Below are 20127 nucleotides of genomic sequence, written 5' to 3' on the forward strand. Positions count from 1 at the left end.
ACTTTACTCTTTTTTCAGATACTTATCTTCAAATTCCTGTGTCAAACGGATAACCTCTTTAGTAACTTGTACCAATTCTATGGTTTCCTTTTCCAATCTAAAAAGGTAAGTTCCTGCTTTTTTCTCCGAAAAATTGCGGTACAATATCTTCACAATCTGATTATAATTTGTTCCGATTGCTCGGAACTGGCTAAAAAATCGGGTCAGCTTTTCGTGATATTCAATAGCATCCATATCAATTTTGACGGTTTTTACCGTCTTCTGAAATATACAAGCTGTGATAAAATGAGCAATTACTTTCATTTCTGATTGGTCAAAAAGGGCAAGAAACTTGGCGTTATCCTGTGCATTCAGGTTGATGGAATATCGATGAACCGCAGGGTCAATCTTTGGTTTTCGTCCTGATTTCCTAATCTGTTTTCTGTTTTTCTCTTCCATAATAATCCATTTTAATTTTAAACAAACGAGCGACTTCGGAGCCGTTTCCAACCCCCTGCAAGGGCAAGTGCTCTTGAGGTGCGGAAATTTATTTCGAGGACCTCAAGAGATAACTTGCTCTGAACAGGAGTTCAGAAAAATCCGTTTTGCAAACGGATTGGAGTTAGCAGGGAAACCCCATCGTTTCTATTACAAATTTCGGTAAGACTATTTGAATAACAGTCATTTAGAATCACGCCAAATAAAGCCATTAAACGCCAAAGAATGCCACCTTTATGTGGATTGGAATTGCTTTTATTTTCTTTGTAACTGGTTAACTGGCTGATTGGTTATAACCTTAAATATGTAGCCAGTCGGCATAAATCCCGACAGCAAATCTGCGTGATTGAATGCAGACCAATTACAGATTTTTGAGTTAATGAACTAGCTAGTTAAGTGTATGCATGTGCATAGGTAAATAGTTGGTTACATAAATACAATAATATATACAACTGACTATTCAGCTAACCAGATAGCTAATTTGAGATAATATTAAAAACAAGAGATATGATACACGAAGAAAACAAAAATCAACAACCCGAAAAAGAGGATTTTTCTATTGAAAATTTCCTAACTGATGAAAAGAAGCAACCTTTGATAGAACAACAAGGAGCAACACATAGGAAAGACTTTGCCAAACCCGATGTGGATGAGGAAGCTATTATGCGTGTAATGGCAGGAGAAAAACCCGAGGAAATAGCAACAGAAACGGAACAAACTAAACCGTCAGCGAACAGTACGAAAAAAAGTACCTTCAAGCCAAAGAAGCTGACCAAACAGGACTACTGCGGACAGTTCTTTAAAATTCCGAACAGTACTGCAAGTAGGGGTAAATCGGTCTATGTACGGCAGGAACACCACGAAAAATTTAACAGGCTTACCAATATTATGGACATCGACAAACTGACGATTTATGCGTATCTGGACAACATTATCGAGTACCACTTTCAGGAGTTCGGGGAGTTAATTAGCGAAATCTATAATGAGAAGCACAAACCGTTGTTTTGATAACCGTCCTTTGGTCAGGATGCGTAACTTCTTCTTAAAATTGTTTCCAAAAGAAAAAAACAGAAAAAAAAGAAAGCCATTTTAACAAGGCGGACAGGTGGAAGAACCAAAAGGAAACGGAATAAATCCCGAAGGGTGGCAGGGCAATCACACAACAACTGGGCGAAGCCACCATATTTGCCCTGCCATTATGCCGTAAGCTTTTGGTTGGGTGGTGCGGTGGCTGTCCGCCTTACATTTGCTACCTTTTGTTCATTTTTTTATCAATTCTAATCAAAGAAAGGATACAAAAAACACGTATGGGATAAGTATTGGGTGTTTTTGGTATGCTTTCCTTTATCCGTACAAAACTCTTTAAATGTGAAGAAGCTTTGCGAGGAAAATTTAAAGTGTTTTGAGGATTGCTTTCCATTTATATCGTGCCAACACAAGCCAAATACTACCACGTAATGCCAAATTAAAATAATACATTCTCTTGTGTTCTAAATTAGGGGAAATTTTGAACCTATGGCACAAAAAACAATTACCGAAAAAGAGCGTAAAGAAAACGAGCTATCCGAGAAGAAAAAGAACACTCATTTTATGCAGGTCGATAAGCATAGCGACCCAATTTCCAATTTCATTACTAACTTTAAACTTCAATTCAAAGATACAAAGGGCTTAGGTCTGGGCAAGCTGTTCGGGGGCAAGCGTGTTGAACAACAAAAAAAGACTGCCGAACCTGAAAGTATAATAGGTGCAACAAAAACGATTATGCTTTCGGATTTCAAAAACGATGAAAAAAGTCAGATTGTACAGAAAAACAAAAAGCCTGCCTTGAAGACAGACAACGCAATCAAACCGCAACAAGCTCTCCAGAAAAACAATAAGCCAAAGTTGGGATTATAGCCAAGTATTTGACATCTGAACGCCAAACGCTACCTCTGACGGCAACATTGGAATGACCTATGTAAATAGCTTTTATTTTCGAGGTTTAAATGATGCAGATATGGAAATAACAGTTTTAGACATTCAGATTTTAAAGGCATTGCATAAGGAAGTAAAGGAAGTTTCCAATTTGATAGCGGAAATGACTGCCCCCTACAAAGCATTGCAACAGGCAACAAAATGGCTCGACCAACAGGAAGCCTGCCAACTGCTCAACATCAGTAAACGAACTTTGCAGACGTATAGGGCAAAAGGTATTCTTGGGGCAACGCAAATCAATCGGAAAACATATTTCAGATTATCCGAAGTGGAGTTATTTATGCAGGGAGAGCGACCATTAAAGCAAAAGAAATGAAACAGATTGGAAATTCAAACGAAGATATGCTTGCCCTGCTCGAAGCTGTGGTAGGTATAAAAAATGAACTGCTGTATATCAGGGAATATTTTCATCCACTTTTAAAAGGGGAAATATACCTATCGGGCGAACAGGTTTGCGAGATGTTGCATATCAGCAAACGGACGTTGCAACAGTACAGAGATGACGGACTGATACCTTTTATCAAGCTCGAACGGAAAATCCTTTTCCGAGAGTCGGATATTATGAAAGTGTTGGAAGATAACTATCAGCGTTAGCCGATTTTAAATAAATGCTTTGAAACTGTAAACGTATCGGTCAATTAAAGAGACAGCCCACTGCTTAAAGCGGTGGGCTGTGGTGTTTTATAAACGTGTAGATTAAATTCCAAGTTTATCGTGCATTGCTCGCCATTCTTTTCCAAATTCAATCATTTCTAATGCTGACTTTCGTTTATCTTCGGGCAAGCATTGTATGCAAGTTGGATATTGAATGCCTTTGTAGTGTACTTTACATTTAGGACATAACTCCATATTTTTTAAATCATAGTTAGAAGCACATCTTCTACACGCAGTTATTGTCTCTTCAAAAGAAAGATACTTTATATCGTCAACCAAATAGAGTAAAAACGCTTCTTTCCCGATTATTCCCTCATCTTTGGTTTTGGCTTTTTCTCTTTGAAACCAATATTTTATATTGGATAAATTGTGATTATTTTTCCATTTGTCTTTTGATACAAAACACTTATCACGAACATCAAGAGCTTCTTCGTCTGTATAAAAAATTGTGATGAGTTCTTCTAACGATTTATAAATAGGTTCATCGAACTCGTGCTTGCATACTGCACAACGATATTGCGGTAGTTTTCTTACTCTTTTGTTGGGGCGGTTGTCTCCACAATTTGGACATAAGGAAACAGCTATGTAATCATAGTTTTTTACAATATGTTTCTTAAATTCTGATTTATCAAGGTCAGAATTAGTTTCTTTGAAAATTTGAGTATATTTTCTTGTTATTTCTCTTTCATAGTCGGAATATTTTTTGGGGTGAGAAAGATGCTGAATTGTTAATGTGTCTGTACTATCGCATATTTCGCATTTTTCTTTAAGAATTTTAGCTCGTCTCTCTTTCCAATCTTTTGTGTGCCACGACCGTTGTCCTTCTTTATAATCCTTCCAATATAGTTCTTTGGCAAGTTCTAATGAAATTTCTCCATTAGTCAACTTTTCCCTTAATTCGATACGTTCGTTATATGTCAACATACTTCAATCATATTGTTTTAATCATTGTAAATATAACTCTCACAAAATCTAGGCAATACAGTTAAATAGGTTGGTCTTGTTTAACTAATGTGAGATGTTATTTTTGTAAATAGCTAAAATACAAAAAAGCCAATGCAAAAACAGCATTGGCTTTCGTTAATCGCATTATTAGTTTTAAAGTTGAACCGCAAAAGAGCTTTCCATACTTTTAAACTTATGCGATACCTTTTGCATATCCTTTCCGACTTTCTCATTGAGTATCTTAGCATAAATCTGCGTAGTGGCAATATTCTTATGCCCTAACATCTTGCTTAAACTTTCCAACGGAACACCCTCGCTCAAAAACAACGTGGCAAACGTATGACGTGCTAAATGAAAGGTTACTTTCTTCTCTTTAAGGCAGTCAATTTGTTGGGATATTTGCTTTAGGCTGTCATTACAAACTGTATTTGATGGTACGGGAAATACCTTTCCATCCTTTGAAAATCCTGCATATTTTTCGATAATCATTTTGGGAATATCCAACAGCATTACATTTGACGATGTGGCGGTTTTTTTCCTACGTATGATAATCCACTGGTTACCGTCAAAGAAATCCTGAATATTGCTGTTTCTAAGCCCTTTCATATCTGAATAGGAAAGACCAGTAAAGCAACTGAAAACAAACAGGTCTTTAACCAATTCGTCTTTCTTTTTCTCGCAGTTGAACGTTACAAGCTGTTCCAACTCGTTCCGCAACAGATAACCTCTGTCTTTGTCCTTTTTGGTATTCTTGTACTCGCTGAACGGATTGAAAGCAAGATGCTTTCTGCTCATTGCCAATCGGCAAAGCGTGGTAAAACCAATCATATACAGCCAAATGGTGTTATGTGTCAAGCTTTGGTCATCACGCAGGTAGTAATCAAAGTCCTGTATAAAATCAGGAGTAAGGTCGTTAAAAGACACATCGGAGTAACCGTATTTTGTAAGTGCAAAATTGCGAAGATGTCTTAATAGTGTTTTATACTTACTGCGTGTACCATTTACCCGAAGTCCGCTATTGACCTTTTTCTCATAGTCGGATAAGAACTGTTCATAGAACTTGAAAAAGGTCATTTCTCCGCTTTCCATACCGAGGAAGGCATTTTTAAGTTTAGTACTGTTTACAGCCCCCTCGTTCTTCAGAATTTTGGAATAGCATTCCTCAATGCCCAAACGGATTTTATCAAGCTTGCCGTTCACATCTTGGGCTTCTCGGCTTTTTCCTAAAACCCTGCCGTACTTCAAATCCCAATTTGATGCAGAAATATCCAGCTTGGTACTGAATGCAGATTGTTTACCATTTACGGTAATCCTGCACATAACCGTAACCTTTCCGTTCTTCTTCGGGGCATTCTTTTTAAGGTAGAAAAGAACCTTAAACGTTGATTTTTTTGTCGTTTCCATACTCACAATTCTTAATTATAAAATTAAACCTATATGAGCTACGGAACAATATGAAAAACTATGCAGAAAGCTGAAATACAGCGTTTTAAAGCGGTTTCTTCTAATGCTTGAAAGTAACGTTTTAGTAACCTTACTTTTGCCTAACCTCGCTTTTTTCTGCTTTTTACATCATTACCAAAAAATCAAAAAACGATTGTAAAGCCTTTATTTACAATCGTTTTCCCTGTTATTAATCTTTGATGTATTTTTACTGAAAATTTATTTTAAACTGCCAACCATATCTTCTGGTTTAACCCATTCGTCAAATTCTTCTGCAGTAACATAACCCAATTTAATAGCCGTTTCCTTTAATGTTGAATTTGTCTTATGAGCTGTTTGAGCTATCTCTGCAGCTTTATAGTAACCAATTTTTGTGTTTAATGCTGTAACTAACATTAAGGAATTGTCTACTAATTCTTTGATTCGAGCATAATTAGGCTCAATACCAATCGCACAGTGTTCTTCGAATGAAACACATGCATCACCAAGTAATCTTGCTGATTGTAGGAAGTTAGCTGCCATTAATGGTTTAAATACGTTTAATTCATAATGACCTTGTGTGCCTCCTATAGTAATTGCTACATCATTACCCATAACCTGAGCAGCAACCATAGTTAATGCTTCACATTGTGTAGGGTTTACTTTACCTGGCATAATCGACGATCCTGGTTCGTTTTCTGGAATAATAATCTCTCCAATCCCTGATCGTGGCCCTGAAGCCAACATACGGATGTCATTAGCAATTTTATTTAATGAAACTGCCAATTGTTTTAAAGCACCATGTGTTTCAACTATAGCGTCATGGGAAGCTAATGCTTCAAATTTATTTGCCGCAGTCACAAATGGTAAACCAGTGAATTCAGCAATATATTTAGCAACTAATACATCATATCCTTTTGGTGTATTTAATCCCGTACCTACAGCTGTTCCTCCTAAAGCTAATTCTGAAAGATGAGATAATGTGTTTTTAACTGCTTTAATCCCATAGCTCAACTGCGCAACATAACCTGAAAGTTCCTGACCCAAAGTCAGTGGGGTAGCATCCATTAAGTGCGTACGACCAATCTTTACCACGTTCATAAACTCCTCAGATTTTCTCTGCAAAGTATCACGTAATTTCTCAACCCCAGGTATAGTCACTTCAACAACAGCTTTGTAGGCAGCAATGTGCATCCCTGTTGGGAAGGTATCGTTAGATGATTGTGATTTATTGACATCGTCGTTTGCTTTCAAAACAGGTTCACCTTCGCCAATCTTTCCTCCTGCCAAAACCTGTGCACGGTTTGCAACAACTTCATTGACATTCATGTTGGATTGTGTTCCTGAACCAGTTTGCCAAATAACCAATGGGAATTGGTCATCTAATTTTCCAGCAAGTATCTCATCACATACTGCTGCAATAGCATCACGTTTCTCCGACGATAAAACCCCTAATTCACAGTTTGCATATGCTGCTGCTTTCTTTAGGTAGGCAAATCCCGCAACGATTTCACTTGGCATGGAACCAGGAGCTCCGATTTTAAAATTGTTTCTTGAACGTTCAGTTTGTGCACCCCAGTATTTGTCCGCTGGCACCTGAACTTCACCCATGGTGTCTTTTTCTATTCTGAATGACATAATTACAATGTTTTGATTGGCAAATCTAAGGAAAAATAGATAATTAAGCTAAAATAAGCCAGTCAATTAACCGTATATTTTAGCTTAATCTTCGTTGAAGATGTTCTTCTATATGATGGAATACCTGTTTCGGTTTTAAGGTCCGCCATGGGAAATTATTTAAGTATTCCCCAAAGTTGATATAATAGTCAATATGGTTGTCCTGAAATTCCTTTATCACATGTTCCCGAAAATTGATCCCGGCTATCCAGCCATCTTCTATATCATTGAACCACTCCTCATAATAGGAGTCATCTGAAGAATGAAAATTTAATATGTTTTCTCCAATTAAGATAAACTTGTTGATTCCCTCATCAATCATTAAATCAATCATCTCCCTTTTGAGAATCATGATATCATTGTAGATGGCATCATTCCATTCCCCGATAAATTCAATAATGCAATAACCTTTTTCGTAGTCTACATAAATAATTTTTAAATAAAGTGTCTGTGAACCAAAATAATCCCATTGAGGATGAAGAAGATAATTATATATCTTTTTATCGTATTCAAATTCACTATAAACAGTCGCATAAAATGGACTCCGATCGTCATCTGAGGCTATATAATAGTCCCGCCAGTTATAATATGGTTCTAATTCATGCATCTATCTGTAAAATTATTGAAAATTGCGGAATTATTACTTTCTATCCTGTAATTTGGACTGTTAATTGTTATAAAATATTTATTATAAATTTCTTTTAAACAAACGGTTATTCATTAATTTTGCGCACCAGACCGTCAATGCAAAAAGGTAGAAAACGAAATATCTTTGTCGCAGCTACTTATGCTGCAACACTCTTATTGGGATTGATCCTTGGACAGAACTATTCTGACCAACAAGGATTCAATACCGGAGGATCTCTTGTGCCTATCGGTCTGTCGGATAATTCCTATAAAATTCAACAAGTTGTCGACCTAATTTCCAATCGATACGTGGATAGCATTAATATGGATTCTGTCCAAAATGGTGCAATCAACCATATTATTTCCCATCTTGACCCGTATTCTACTTTCTTAACTCCGAATGAATCCAAATCTCAAACCGAAGTTTTGGAAGGAACTTTCGAAGGAATAGGTATGGAGTATTTTAATCTCAACGATACATTATTGGTTGTGGGGGTGATTACGAATGGTCCTGCTGACAAAGGTGGATTCAAAGTGGGAGACCGTATCTTGAAGATAGGTAAACGTCAGGTCGCTGGACTAGCTGTTTCCAAAGAAGAAGTGGAAGCTTTAATGAGGGGAAAGCGAGGGTCCGAAGTACAGATGATTATTGAAAGAGATTCCATGAAAGTTCCTGGACCGCTTAAGGCTATCCGTGATCAAATCAATGTAAGCTCCTTGGATGTTGCTTATCTCATAAAACCAACTATAGGATTTATTAGAATTCGTAGATTCTCCCTTAAAACCGCTGAAGAATTTAAAAATGCGGTCATTGATCTCAAAAAACAAGGAGCGAAAAATCTGATCTTGGACCTTCGTGATAATGGTGGTGGATACTTCCATGTTGCTATTAAAATGGCGAGCGAGTTTTTTCCGGATCAACGATTAATGGTCTACACCGAAGGAGCTCATGAAATGAGACAGGATTTCTTATCCGAAGGTAAGGGTGCATATTCGCATGGAAAATTAGTTGTCTTGGTGAATGAAAGAACAGCGTCTGCAAGCGAAGTGGTATCTGGAGCCGTACAGGATTGGGATCGTGGTACGATTATAGGTCGTCGAACTTACGGTAAGGCTACAGTACAGGAACTATTCGATTTCTCCGATGGATCAACAATTAATCTAAGTATCGCAAGGTACCATACTCCTCTAGGACGAAGCATTCAAAGAAAATATAGCCCCAATTGGTCTATCATGAATGACTATGTAAGTATGTATAACGGTTTGTGGTCTTTAGATACAACATATGCCCATGCCCAAGCTTATCAGACTAAACTTGGAAAAAAACTTTATAGCGGTGGTGGAATTGTTCCTGACATAATCATTCCCATCGATTCAAATGAAGTTAGCTTGCTCTATAAGGATTTAGTTCAATCTAGCCTCATTGAGCAATTTGTCTATAGTAGATTTACCAAAAAACTTCCTGCATATTCTATTGAAAACTTCCTGCAAGGATATAATTTGCCAATTTCTGAATACAATAGTTTTATTAAATTCCTCACCGATAAAGGATGGAATATTTCACAGAGAAAGCAACGGGATCTACATGATCTAATACAAAGTGATATTGAAGCCCTGTTAGGTAGATATTATTTTGGAAGGGAAGCTTATTTCAAAGTGAAAAACAGATACGACGCTTTTGTGGAAGCTGCATTAGTACAAATGCTTGGTGTCAATAATACCTGATTAATTGATACTTAAATCTGCGTAAATCGGATAATGATCGGATAGTTTTTTCTTAACTACTTGATAATTGTTTACCGAAAATTTGTTCTCACAAAAGATGTAATCGATTTGAAGGATGGGTAAAAGTTCAAAATGAGTTACTCCCCAACCATTGCCTTTCTTTTGAAAAGCGTTTTCCATATTTTTCCCAATCAGGTTTACTGAATAGGACATAGGGGTGTCATTAAAATCACCCATCACGATTTTTGGAAATTTTGTTTCTTCCATATGGCTAAACAAGGATTCTGCCTGATCGCTACGTTGCTCAAAAGCCCATTTTAACTTTCTCCCAACTTGTTTGGTCTTCGTTTCCTCCGAACCATCTTTTGTCTTGGGATTTTGGATGAACTCCTTGTCTTCGTTCTGCAATCCAAATGATCTTAAATGAACATTGTACACCCTGACCGTATCTTCATTCTTAACTATATCTACATAGATAATACGGTTGATACCGTACTCATTCTTTTTAATTAATCCAGAATTGATGATTGGAAATTTGGAAAAGATAATTTGTCCATATGCATTGTATTCATTTTGCTGTGAAGGTGCAAAATAATAGCTGTCAAAATTAATTTTTGATTTAATCTTTTCGCTGAATTTTTTATTTCCCTTGATGGTGCTGCTAAATTCCTGTAAGCATAATACATCCGGATCTACTTCTTGAATGATTTCAGTAAATTCATCTTTCGCCGGCTTGTCAGTTTTAGAAATTGGCTCCAGCATATGCACATTATAGGTCATCACTCGTAATGATGAATCATTTTTAGCAACGGGACTCGCTGAATTAAATGTGACATGTTTCGTCATTAAATTCCAGCCAATCAATATGGCTATGAATGAAAACAAGGAGTATTTAGGCTTGCGTAAGATCCAATAAAAAATAAATCCAATGTTGATCAACAAAATAGGAAGATAGGCCAAACCCAGAAAGGAGATGGGCCAAAATGATTTGGGGTTGATGATCGATGCTGAATAACAGAAAAAAAGAGCAGCTATTGCCGCCAAGTTCCCTAGCATTACAGTCTTGCTGAAAAAACCTAAATTCTTTTTCTTAATTAACATTATTCTTGCTCTTCTCTACTTACCTTAAACAGGATTTCTTTCTCCCGTGAAGATAGACTTTCATAGCCATTTTGAGAAATTTTATCCAATATTTCATCGATCACTTCTTGATTAGGCAAGTCTCCCTTATAGCTTTTGTAGGTTGGTGACTTTCGAACTTGATGAACTACTTTTAATTTTTTCTTAGGATTATAGGTAAAGAGTTTGCTCCAATCATTCCCTGCTTGTAATTGGTACATAAATAATGCTCCCCAACAGATTGCTAATGGAAAGGATGCCCCTGCAGCACGGTTTGCAAAAGAATGATATAAGATTTCCAATGCAAGAAAGATAATCGCTATGGTCCTGAATTTTACAATTCCAAATAAAAACAAGCGAATCTCCATATTCGGAATCAAAACCATCAAACTTGCTACCAAAGCCGACAAGCCTAATGAATTTGATAAAAGATATGGAAATGGCCCCTTGGCCAAAAATCCAATCTCTGACAATGCCAAAAAACTAATGGCGCCAATCACAAAAGCCCCAAAAAAGACTGTCAATAGCTGCCTTTTGTTTAGGAAATTCAAAAAGGTGGTTCCCATCCAATAAAGCCAGAGGCAATCAAATAAAATATTGAATAAGCCCTTATAAACAAATGGATAGGTAATCAATGTCCATGGCTTTGCAATAAATGCAGAAAAACTGTTCGGAAGGGTTAAATTCGTCAACATCCAATCATACAATGGAAAATTGATAACATTTAATTCTACAAGTAAATCTGCAAGATGGATTAATATAAAAAGGGTAATCTGTATGGATAATATATATGGAATAGGAGAACCTGTTTGATAGGTTGTCCTAAAGAACATTTTTAATCCATTTTCCTTTTTCATCTCTAACGATACAATCTTAATAATAATTTGTTCTTTTGATTCCCCACATTTTTAGGAGAATAAATCCAAATAATGCCCCACCAACATGCGCTAAGTGTGCAATTGAGGAACCTGAGTTTGAAAAACCCAACACAATTTCGATGACAATTAAAATTGGAATAAAATATTTTGCCTTTATGGGAATTGGCAAGAATATTAACATTACTTCTGCATTTGGAAATAAAAATCCATAAGCAAGCAACAAGCCATAAATTGCTCCGGACGCTCCTACTAATGGTGTGCCGTAAATTGATAACAAGGTACTTAATTGATCAGAAGTAATGGGTAGGTTGGTTGAAACCATACCTGTTGTATAGTTGAAATTCAAATATTGTGAAGCCTTAATTGTTCCGGCAATACTGTTTACCTCTATAGCTTGAACACCATATTGTAAAACAAGTGCTCCTAAGCCACAGATTAAATAATAATTAAGATATCTTTTTGGCCCCAATATTCTTTCTATAACTGATCCAAACATCACTAATGCAAACATATTAAAGAATATATGAGCAAAACTTCCATGCATAAACATATAAGTTATCACTTGCCATATTTTAAAAAATGGCGAATCAGGATAGAATACTCCGAAAAAACGGGTAGATGCTTCAAATATCATTGAACCAATAAAACAGATGATATTAATGATCAAAAGATTTTTGGTTACTATTGGTAAATTTCCAAAGAGGTTATTCATAGACTTATTTCAAAATTAAATGGTCCTACCAAAGCGTTCAGCAAGCTCTTGTAGGGTGTAAGTAATAATTACTGGTTTCCCAGATAAGGATATATTCGGTGATTCACAGGCAAATAATTTGTCAATCAGTTCCGACATACTGTCATTATCCAATTTTGTACCTGGTTTTATCGAAGCGTTTTTTGCCAAGCTTTTTGCCAACCTTTCCCTTTTGCTAAGTCGCAAATCACTTTGGTTCTTAAAATCCTCCAATAACTTTTCTATAATCTGGCTCTCATTTATATTTTCCAAATCTGCAGGGATTCCATCTACAATATACGTAGTTTTCCCAAATGGACGTAATTGAAATCCTAAAGCATGAATCTCAGGCAATATATCCTGTACCAAGGCAAAGTCCACTGGATTCAGCTCAATCGTTTGGGGAAACAAACTTTGTTGACTCGACCCTTGATTATGCTGTAGCTGTTGTTGAAACTGTTCGTATAATATCCTTTCATGCGCAGTCTGTTGGTCAATCAACATAAATCCTGAATGTATTTGAGATACTATATAACGATTGTGTAATTGAAAAAATTGCTTCTTTGGTTGATCCGAGGGTTGAATAATCGCTGTCTCATTGCTCAAATCCGTGTCTGTCGGTAATAGACTTAATTGTTCTGTTTCCTCGCTCTCCGTTATTTGATACAAGCTATCCCAGTTCTGCGGGATGGCGGTTTTACGTTCAACATGTTCCGGTGCAATATAGCTTCTAGTATGTTTTCTAACCCCATCATCAAATGGATTGAAATTCGGGTTGAAGTTTATCGTGGGTGCTTGGATCTCGTCCAAGGGCTTTGGAGTAATGAGATTATTGAATCCAGTTTCCTGCTCAAAATCCAATGATGGAGCGATGTTGTAGCGACCAATACTGCGTTTTACTGCCGAACGCAAGATCGCATAAATTGCCTTTTCATCCTCATACTTAATTTCTGTCTTCGTTGGATGTACATTGATATCAATCTTCGAAGGGTCAATATCTATAAATAGAACATATAATGGAAAGGTATCTGCTGCCAAGATTTCCTCATAGGCATTCATCACAGCATGGTTCAAATAGGGGTCTTTTATGAACCTGTTGTTTACAAAAAAGAATTGCTCACCACGTGTCTTTTTTGCAAATTCCGGCTTTCCTATGAAACCATTGATATTAAGGATACTCGTAGTCTCTTCTACTGGAACCAATCTTTGGTTGTAATTGTTCCCGAATAGATGTACAATCCTTTGTTTTAAGGTTTCCTTTGGAAGATGAAACATTTCATTACCATCATGATGAAAAGTAAAGAATATTTGTGGATGCGCTAATGCGATGCGCTGAAACTCATCAATGATATGTCTGAGTTCAACTGAATTGCTCTTTAAAAAATTCCTCCTTGCGGGAATATTGTAAAAAAGATTCTTAACGGAGATGCTGGTTCCGGCAGGCGCTTGGTCCGGATACTGTTGAATAACTTCCGATCCTTCGATTTCTACTATCGTACCCAACTCATCCTCAACCCGTCTCGTCTTAAGTTCCACGTGCGCAATCGCGGCTATCGACGCCATGGCCTCCCCACGAAATCCCATCGTACGAATCGCAAATAAATCCTCCGCTTTCCTGATTTTTGAAGTCGCATGACGCTCAAAACATAACCTAGCATCAGTCACACTCATTCCACAGCCATTGTCAATCACTTGAATCAAGGACTTCCCCGCATCTTTTATAATAAGCTTTATATGATCCGCTCCTGCATCAATAGCATTTTCCATAAGTTCCTTAATCGCGGAAGCTGGTCGTTGTACTACTTCTCCCGCCGCGATTTGGTTTGCTACTGAATCAGGAAGCAATTGAATAATATCCGACATAATCTACAAATGTACAAAAATGACAGCAATCACTAACGCTTTAAACCCATCTCTTTCTCCTATTTTTTGTCAAATTTTGAACAACTTTTAATTATGTAAATACCCTATGGATAACCTATTGTAAACTAATGATTTCAAATAAAAAACCCCAATCCTAAGATCGGGGTCCCTAATTTACTTAATCAATCACCTTGTTTATTATAGATATCGCTTTATCTAAATCTTCTTTCTTAACCGTCAGATGTGGCCTGAATCTTACTGATTTATCCCCACATCCTAATATTAACATATTCTCTTTCATAGCATCTTGAATGAATTTATCCCGAATCTCTGTAGTTGGCAGGTCAAAGGCGATAAGCAGTCCCTTTCCACGCACATTGCTGATTGAGGTATGCTTCTCTGATAGTTCCTTCAGTTTTACCTGTAGATAGGCTCCCAAGGTTTCGGCTTTATTCACCAAATCTTCCTTCTCAATGATTTCCAATATCAATTTGAAACGAACCATATCAACCAAGTTTCCTCCAAAGGTTGAATTGATACGGCTTGACTCCTGGAATACATGCTTTTCAACACGGTCAAACTTTTCCTTGTTCGCTAAAATTCCACAAACCTGTGTTTTCTTGCCAAAAGAAATAACATCAGGTACAATACCATAATGTTGATAGCACCACATCTTTCCCGTCATCGCAATGCCTGTCTGAACTTCATCTAATATTAAGATAATATCATTCTTGTCACAGATCTCCCTCAATTTAACAAAAAACTCCTTCCTGAAATGATTGTCACCACCCTCGGCTTGGATAGGTTCTAAAATCAAGCATGCAATATCATTTGGATTTTTCGATATGGCAGCCTCTATTTCCTGAATCGCTTGATTTTCCAATTCGATCGTTTCAGCAACAGAATCTTCTGTTAATGGAAAAGTAAGCTTCGGATTGCTGATGCGTGGCCAATCAAATTTTGGAAAGTACATGTACTTCCTAGGATCTTTGGTGTTAGTTAAAGATAGGGTGTACCCCGTACGTCCATGGAATGCCTGCTTAAAATGAATGACCTGACTCGCTTCTTGATTGATCCCTTTCGATAGGTTCAGACGCGTTTTCCAATCAAAAGCTGCTTTCAACGCATTTTCAACCGCTAATCCACCACCATCAATAAAAAAGCAATAACTCAACTCCTTCGGAATTGCTACTCGTTCAAATGTATCTATAAAATCAGCATACTCATCTGGGTAGATGTCGGATAAGGCTAATTTGTTAATAGAAACCTTCTCCAATTGTTTCTCATTTGCCAATATATAGGGATGGTTATAGCCTACTGCTGAAGATGCAAACATGCTAAACATATCCAGATATTCTTTTCCGTCAATATCTACGATGTATGAACCGTGGGACTTTTCCAGATCCATAACTACAGGTAGGCCATCCGCTAGGATATGCTTCGCTAATCTTTTATGTGTTTCTCTCATCATGGTTTATAAATCAAATTTAATCCCTTGTGCTAAAGGTAAACTGCTCGTATAATTAATTGTATTGGTTTGTCGTCGCATATAAACTTTCCAAGCATCAGAGCCAGATTCTCGACCTCCACCAGTATCTTTTTCCCCACCAAAAGCTCCCCCGATTTCCGCTCCAGAAGTACCTATGTTAACATTGGCTATCCCGCAGTCTGAACCATTTTGACTTAAGAACAATTCCGCCTCACGTAAACTATTGGTCATAATGGCTGAAGATAATCCTTGCTTTACCCCGTTTTGAAGTGCTATCGCATCATTAACCTCGCCCTTATACTTTATTAAATATAAAATTGGAGCAAATGTCTCATGTTGAACAATGGCATAATGGTTCTCTACCTCTGCAATAACAGGCCTAACATAGCAGCCGCTTTCAAATCCTTTTCCTGTCAATACTTCTCCTTTTGTAAGTATATTTCCTCCTTCTGCTTTTATTTTCTCCAATGCATCCAAATACATTTTTACGGCTTGATTGTCAATTAATGGACCCATATGGTTTTGGCTATCCAATGGATCCCCAATTTTTATCTGCTTATAAGCATCAACTAAGGATTTTTTAACCTTATCGTAGATGCTTTCATGAATGATTAATCTCCTGGTACTGGTACAACGTTGGCCAGCAGTGCCGACTGCGCCAAATACAGCCCCGATAATGGTCATCTTTAAATCTGCGCTTGGACTCACAATGATAGCATTGTTGCCGCCCAACTCAAGAAGGGACTTCCCTAATCTTTTTGCAACAACCGTAGCAACCTCTTTCCCCATACGGGTAGACCCTGTTGCCGATACTAACGGAATCCGCTCATCCTCAGAAATCCATTTTCCTACCTCTGCATCTCCAGTTACAATCGACGAAATACCTTCCGGCAATTTGTTGGATTTCAAAATTTCTGAAATAATATGCTGGCAGGCAACCGCACATAATGGAGTTTTTTCGCTGGGTTTCCAAACAACAACATCGCCACATACTAATGCTAATGCAGCATTCCATGACCATACTGCTACTGGAAAATTAAATGCCGTAATAATCCCAACTGTTCCTAAGGGATGGTATTGATCGTACATCCTATGGCCCGGCCTTTCAGAATGTATGGTGTTCCCATAAAGCTGTCTCGACAATCCAACTGCAAAATCACAGATATCGATCATTTCCTGTACTTCCCCTAATCCTTCTTGATAGGATTTACCCATCTCATAGGATACCAGTTTTCCAAGTACAGGCTTTAATTCACGTAATTTTTCACCCAATTGGCGAACAATCTCTCCTCGTTTTGGAGCTGGAATATCCCTCCAGATCAATTTCGCTTTCTCGGCTTCCTGTATTACTTTTTCGTATTCTTTTCTTGTTGTGCACTTAACCTTCGCAATCAACTTTCCATTGGTTGGCGAATAGGATTCTAGCAATTCTCCTTTTGCAAACCATTTCGTTCCAGTGGATGTTCCTAAATTCTCAGCTTCTATGCCAAGCGCCTTTAATTCTTTTGATGTCATAATATGGTTTGTATTATTCGAAATTTTAATAAATATAAAGAATAAATTTTGTTATTTCATAATATAAACAGTAGATTATATACTAAAACGATGTAAATTTTGTATTTTATTAAAAATACATGACCAATATCATTGTTCTTCGAAAAGAAGAACTTTAATTTAGTACTGCATAACATATTATAAATTTATAAGTCCTTAAGTTTATACCGATATCAACGCAAATTTGTGCTTGTTGGATATAAGCTTCTGTTCTTTACTATTTATCTTTAAATCAATATAACGATGGATTACTATCAAATCGAGGAGTTTTATTCAGCAGAACAGATTCTGGTTCGCGACTCTATCCGTGGTTTTGTGAAATCAGAGATCAGCCCAGTAATTGACAAATTTGCACAAGCACATCAGGAAATCCCAGATTTAATGAAAAAACTTGGCGCTATCGGTGCATTAGGCCCCTTTATCCCTCAAAAATATGCCGGTGCTGGTCTTGACCAGATTTCATACGGACTGATTATGCAGGAACTGGAATCCGGAGATTCTGCAATTCGATCCGCCGCATCTGTACAGTCTTCTCTTGTCATGTTTCCCATCTATAAATTCGGTTCCGAAGATCAAAGGCAAAAGTTTCTTCCCGGTCTGGCCTCCGGACACCTCATCGGAGCATTCGGTTTAACCGAACCAAACCATGGCTCGGATCCAGCAAGCATGGAAACTAAGATCGTTAGGGACGGAAATGGATTTAGATTATCCGGAGCGAAAATGTGGATTACCAACGCCCCAATCTGTGATCTTGCCGTGGTATGGGCTAGAGATGAAGATAAAAAGATTCGCGGAGTAATTGTCGAGCGAAGTTTTGAAGGATTTAGTACGCCAGAAACCCACAATAAATGGTCCTTAAGAGCATCCAAGACAGGGGAGCTCGTTTTTGACCAGGTTTACATTCCTGAAGAAAATGTGTTGCCTGAAGTAAATTCCATGCGTGGACCATTGTCCTGTTTAAATTCAGCTAGGTATGGCATCTCTTGGGGAGCAATCGGGGCTGCGGTAGATTGCTATGAAACAGCCTTGCAATATGCCAAGGAAAGAAAGCAATTCGGAAAGCCAATCGCTTCCTATCAATTGCAGCAAAAGAAATTGGCTGAAATGGTCACCGAAATAACAAAAGCTCAATTGCTATCTTGGAGACTGGGCTTGCTGAAAAATGAAGATCGTGCAACTCCTGCCCAAATTTCTATGGCAAAACGGAACAATGTAAATATGGCATTAGAAGTCGCTCGAGAAGCTAGACAGATATTGGGAGCTATGGGGATTGTCGGAGATTATCCCATTATGAGACATATGATGAACCTTGAGTCCGTTATTACTTATGAGGGTACCCACGATGTTCACCTTTTAATCACCGGAAATGATATTACGGGAATCAATGCTTTCTAGCTAATCCCCAATAACCCAATTAAAGCGATTGTTCTTTAATGGAATATCATCCAGATCCATTTTTGTCAATATTAATTGAACCGGCTTTTCTGAATTGAGATCCGTCAAAGTTATATTTCCATTGCTTCCTATTATATAGGAGGCATGAAATCCTTTTTCTCCAGCTGGGCTGATGATCCTAATCTCCTTTTTGTTTTTGTTAACTTCAATATCATAGAACCGAGTTTTCAATTCAACATTTTGGCTCGACATCTTATTTTTATATTCAAAAACCAATCTTTCCCAATGTTCTGGAATTCCCATTGCCTTTCTGTTTTCATCCTGGCTTGGGGATAGGTAGTATGCACCATAGAAATCTGTATCCTTACTTATGTAGTTAGCCATGTATTTTTTGGAATTGTTCATATTTAAATAACTAAACACAAAAACGGATACGATAATGAGGCATTTAATACCAATTAATATTCCTTTTAAGACTTTCGATCTGGCCGGGAGTTTTGGAAAACTCAAGATTCTAGTTGGTTGCTGAAGGACTAAAAACTGAAAGATCCGAATCATGTTGGGAGCTAATAAATATAGACTGAATAAAACCAAGGCTGTAGAAACCATCTTAACTGGTACATTGTAGAAATAGTTTATGGCCATAATATTAATTGCGGTGATTAGAGAGACCATAGCTCCAAAGGTTGCTGTTTTTCTAAACAGTAATAAAACTCCTGCAACTTCCGCTATACCTATAAATATATTATATCCATGGGAGGCACCAAAGAATGACCAGGCTAATCGCATTAATCCAAATTCTGATAGGGGGCTGATTAATGATCCATATCCTGGAAATGGAAATTGTGACTGCTGAAATTTCACAAATCCATAATGAATCAACATCAATCCCAGATAATATCTTACAAATACAGTTAACCAATAATACAATTTGTTATAATTATTAGCTTTTCGAGGTAACACTGACCAAATTAATGTGCCTATTATGGATAGGAGGAGTATAAATACTAAGGAATACCAGTGAAAACTGGTGTCGCCGCTTCCATTCATTGGAAGTTTCAAGGTGTGTTCTACATAAAAAAATGTTTTTCCTATCCAGTTTACTGCCCATTCTAACGGAGGCCATTTCAAGACAGGGTATAAGGTTAATGGTAAAAATGTTCCATTATTAAATACTAGGATGAAGAGGCTGATGAAAATAAATGTAAATCTGAATAGGATAGGGTTTTTAGGAAAATAATTTATGGTCTCTTGCTGGCTAATGTTTTCCATGCTTTATTTAATTGGTTATTTAAATATAATGGATTTAGGTAAACTACTGTTTATTGGATTTATTTTTTAATGTTATTTAACATAGAATGGAGATTCATTGTTGTTTTTAAAATTATTCTTCCCTTTTTTCTTTTACCCAAGCTATTTGACACAGTGGTTAGTCGCCGGAAAATTTTCTTTTAGTTCTCTTCGTGTTTTGTTCAAGTTTTGCTCGTGTCTCGTCCACAGCTTGTCCAAAACTCGTCCGGAGCTCGTCCGCGTGTGAGCGGACGAACTGCGGATCATTCCCGGACGGTGTGCGGACCATTCACGAGCGAAACCCGAGC

The 20127-nt window shown here is 37.3% G+C and carries 18 protein-coding genes; 6 read left to right on the forward strand and 12 right to left on the reverse strand.

Annotated features, from left to right (window positions below; all coding sequences use genetic code 11):
* Window positions 1-3: 3 nt before the first annotated feature.
* Complete coding sequence (mobA, locus tag E0Y80_RS02870; protein ID WP_156305894.1) at window positions 4-438, reverse strand: conjugal transfer protein MobA; 435 nt, start codon at window positions 436-438, stop codon at window positions 4-6.
* A gap of 546 nt (window positions 439-984) precedes the next feature.
* Between mobA and E0Y80_RS02875 the strand changes: the two genes are divergently transcribed.
* From E0Y80_RS02875 to E0Y80_RS02890, 4 genes are all read left to right on the forward strand, one after another.
* Window positions 985-1485, forward strand: coding sequence for a DUF3408 domain-containing protein (locus E0Y80_RS02875; RefSeq protein WP_156305895.1), 501 nt, complete (start codon window positions 985-987; stop codon window positions 1483-1485).
* Window positions 1486-1992: 507 nt separating this feature from the next.
* A complete protein-coding gene (locus E0Y80_RS02880; RefSeq protein WP_156305896.1) occupies window positions 1993-2373 on the forward strand; it encodes a hypothetical protein in 381 nt (126 codons plus the stop codon).
* A gap of 100 nt (window positions 2374-2473) precedes the next feature.
* Entirely contained in the window at window positions 2474-2767 is a 294-nt protein-coding gene (locus tag E0Y80_RS02885) for a helix-turn-helix domain-containing protein (protein ID WP_156305897.1), read from the forward strand.
* Window positions 2764-3045 (forward strand): helix-turn-helix domain-containing protein, encoded by a 282-nt coding sequence (locus E0Y80_RS02890; RefSeq protein WP_156305898.1) that lies wholly within the window; start codon window positions 2764-2766, stop codon window positions 3043-3045. Before E0Y80_RS02885 ends, E0Y80_RS02890 begins: the two co-directional genes overlap by 4 nt.
* 102 nt (window positions 3046-3147) lie before the next feature.
* Here E0Y80_RS02890 and E0Y80_RS02895 read toward each other — a convergent pair whose 3' ends face one another.
* From E0Y80_RS02895 to E0Y80_RS02910, 4 genes are all read right to left on the reverse strand, one after another.
* Window positions 3148-4029 carry a hypothetical protein gene (locus E0Y80_RS02895; RefSeq protein WP_156305899.1) on the reverse strand — a complete coding sequence of 294 codons (882 nt, stop codon included), beginning with the start codon at window positions 4027-4029 and terminating at the stop codon, window positions 3148-3150.
* A gap of 174 nt (window positions 4030-4203) precedes the next feature.
* On the reverse strand, window positions 4204-5454 hold the full coding sequence (locus E0Y80_RS02900) for a site-specific integrase (protein WP_156305900.1): 1251 nt from the start codon (window positions 5452-5454) through the stop codon (window positions 4204-4206).
* Window positions 5455-5712: 258 nt separating this feature from the next.
* Window positions 5713-7110, reverse strand: coding sequence for a class II fumarate hydratase (fumC, locus tag E0Y80_RS02905; RefSeq protein WP_156305901.1), 1398 nt, complete (start codon window positions 7108-7110; stop codon window positions 5713-5715).
* Window positions 7111-7189: 79 nt separating this feature from the next.
* Entirely contained in the window at window positions 7190-7756 is a 567-nt protein-coding gene (locus E0Y80_RS02910; protein ID WP_156305902.1) for a hypothetical protein, read from the reverse strand.
* 137 nt (window positions 7757-7893) lie between these two features.
* On the opposite strand from E0Y80_RS02910, the gene E0Y80_RS02915 reads away from it, so the two are divergent.
* A complete protein-coding gene (locus E0Y80_RS02915) occupies window positions 7894-9501 on the forward strand; it encodes a S41 family peptidase (RefSeq protein ID WP_156305903.1) in 1608 nt (535 codons plus the stop codon).
* On the opposite strand, the gene E0Y80_RS02920 is transcribed toward E0Y80_RS02915, so the two are convergent.
* The 6 genes from E0Y80_RS02920 to amaB all read right to left on the reverse strand — a co-directional run bounded on the left by E0Y80_RS02920 (window position 9502) and on the right by amaB (window position 17095).
* The gene (locus E0Y80_RS02920) at window positions 9502-10602 is read right to left on the reverse strand and encodes an endonuclease/exonuclease/phosphatase family protein (RefSeq protein WP_156305904.1); all 1101 of its coding nucleotides are present in this window, start codon (window positions 10600-10602) and stop codon (window positions 9502-9504) included.
* Window positions 10602-11477 (reverse strand): rhomboid family intramembrane serine protease, encoded by an 876-nt coding sequence (locus tag E0Y80_RS02925; RefSeq protein ID WP_156305905.1) that lies wholly within the window; start codon window positions 11475-11477, stop codon window positions 10602-10604. Before E0Y80_RS02925 ends, E0Y80_RS02920 begins: the two co-directional genes overlap by 1 nt.
* Window positions 11478-11493: 16 nt before the next feature.
* Window positions 11494-12210: a rhomboid family intramembrane serine protease gene (locus E0Y80_RS02930; protein ID WP_156305906.1), complete on the reverse strand. Its 717-nt coding sequence runs from the start codon at window positions 12208-12210 to the stop codon at window positions 11494-11496.
* 15 nt (window positions 12211-12225) lie between these two features.
* Window positions 12226-14091 (reverse strand): DNA mismatch repair endonuclease MutL, encoded by a 1866-nt coding sequence (gene mutL / locus E0Y80_RS02935; RefSeq protein WP_156305907.1) that lies wholly within the window; start codon window positions 14089-14091, stop codon window positions 12226-12228.
* A gap of 178 nt (window positions 14092-14269) precedes the next feature.
* Window positions 14270-15562, reverse strand: a complete 1293-nt coding sequence (gene lat / locus E0Y80_RS02940) for an L-lysine 6-transaminase (RefSeq protein ID WP_156305908.1) — start codon at window positions 15560-15562, stop codon at window positions 14270-14272.
* A 3-nt stretch (window positions 15563-15565) separates the two neighbouring features.
* Window positions 15566-17095, reverse strand: a complete 1530-nt coding sequence (gene amaB, locus E0Y80_RS02945) for an L-piperidine-6-carboxylate dehydrogenase (protein ID WP_156305909.1) — start codon at window positions 17093-17095, stop codon at window positions 15566-15568.
* Between the two features lie 282 nt (window positions 17096-17377).
* Here amaB and E0Y80_RS02950 point away from each other — a divergent pair, with 282 nt between their 5' ends.
* Window positions 17378-18529, forward strand: coding sequence for an acyl-CoA dehydrogenase family protein (locus tag E0Y80_RS02950; protein ID WP_156305910.1), 1152 nt, complete (start codon window positions 17378-17380; stop codon window positions 18527-18529).
* Here the strand turns inward: E0Y80_RS02950 and E0Y80_RS02955 are convergent, their stop codons facing one another.
* On the reverse strand, window positions 18530-19801 hold the full coding sequence (locus tag E0Y80_RS02955; protein WP_156305911.1) for a hypothetical protein: 1272 nt from the start codon (window positions 19799-19801) through the stop codon (window positions 18530-18532).
* Window positions 19802-20127: the final 326 nt, after the last annotated feature.

This window comes from Sphingobacterium endophyticum (assembly GCF_009733535.1).
Taxonomy (GTDB): domain Bacteria; phylum Bacteroidota; class Bacteroidia; order Sphingobacteriales; family Sphingobacteriaceae; genus Sphingobacterium; species Sphingobacterium endophyticum.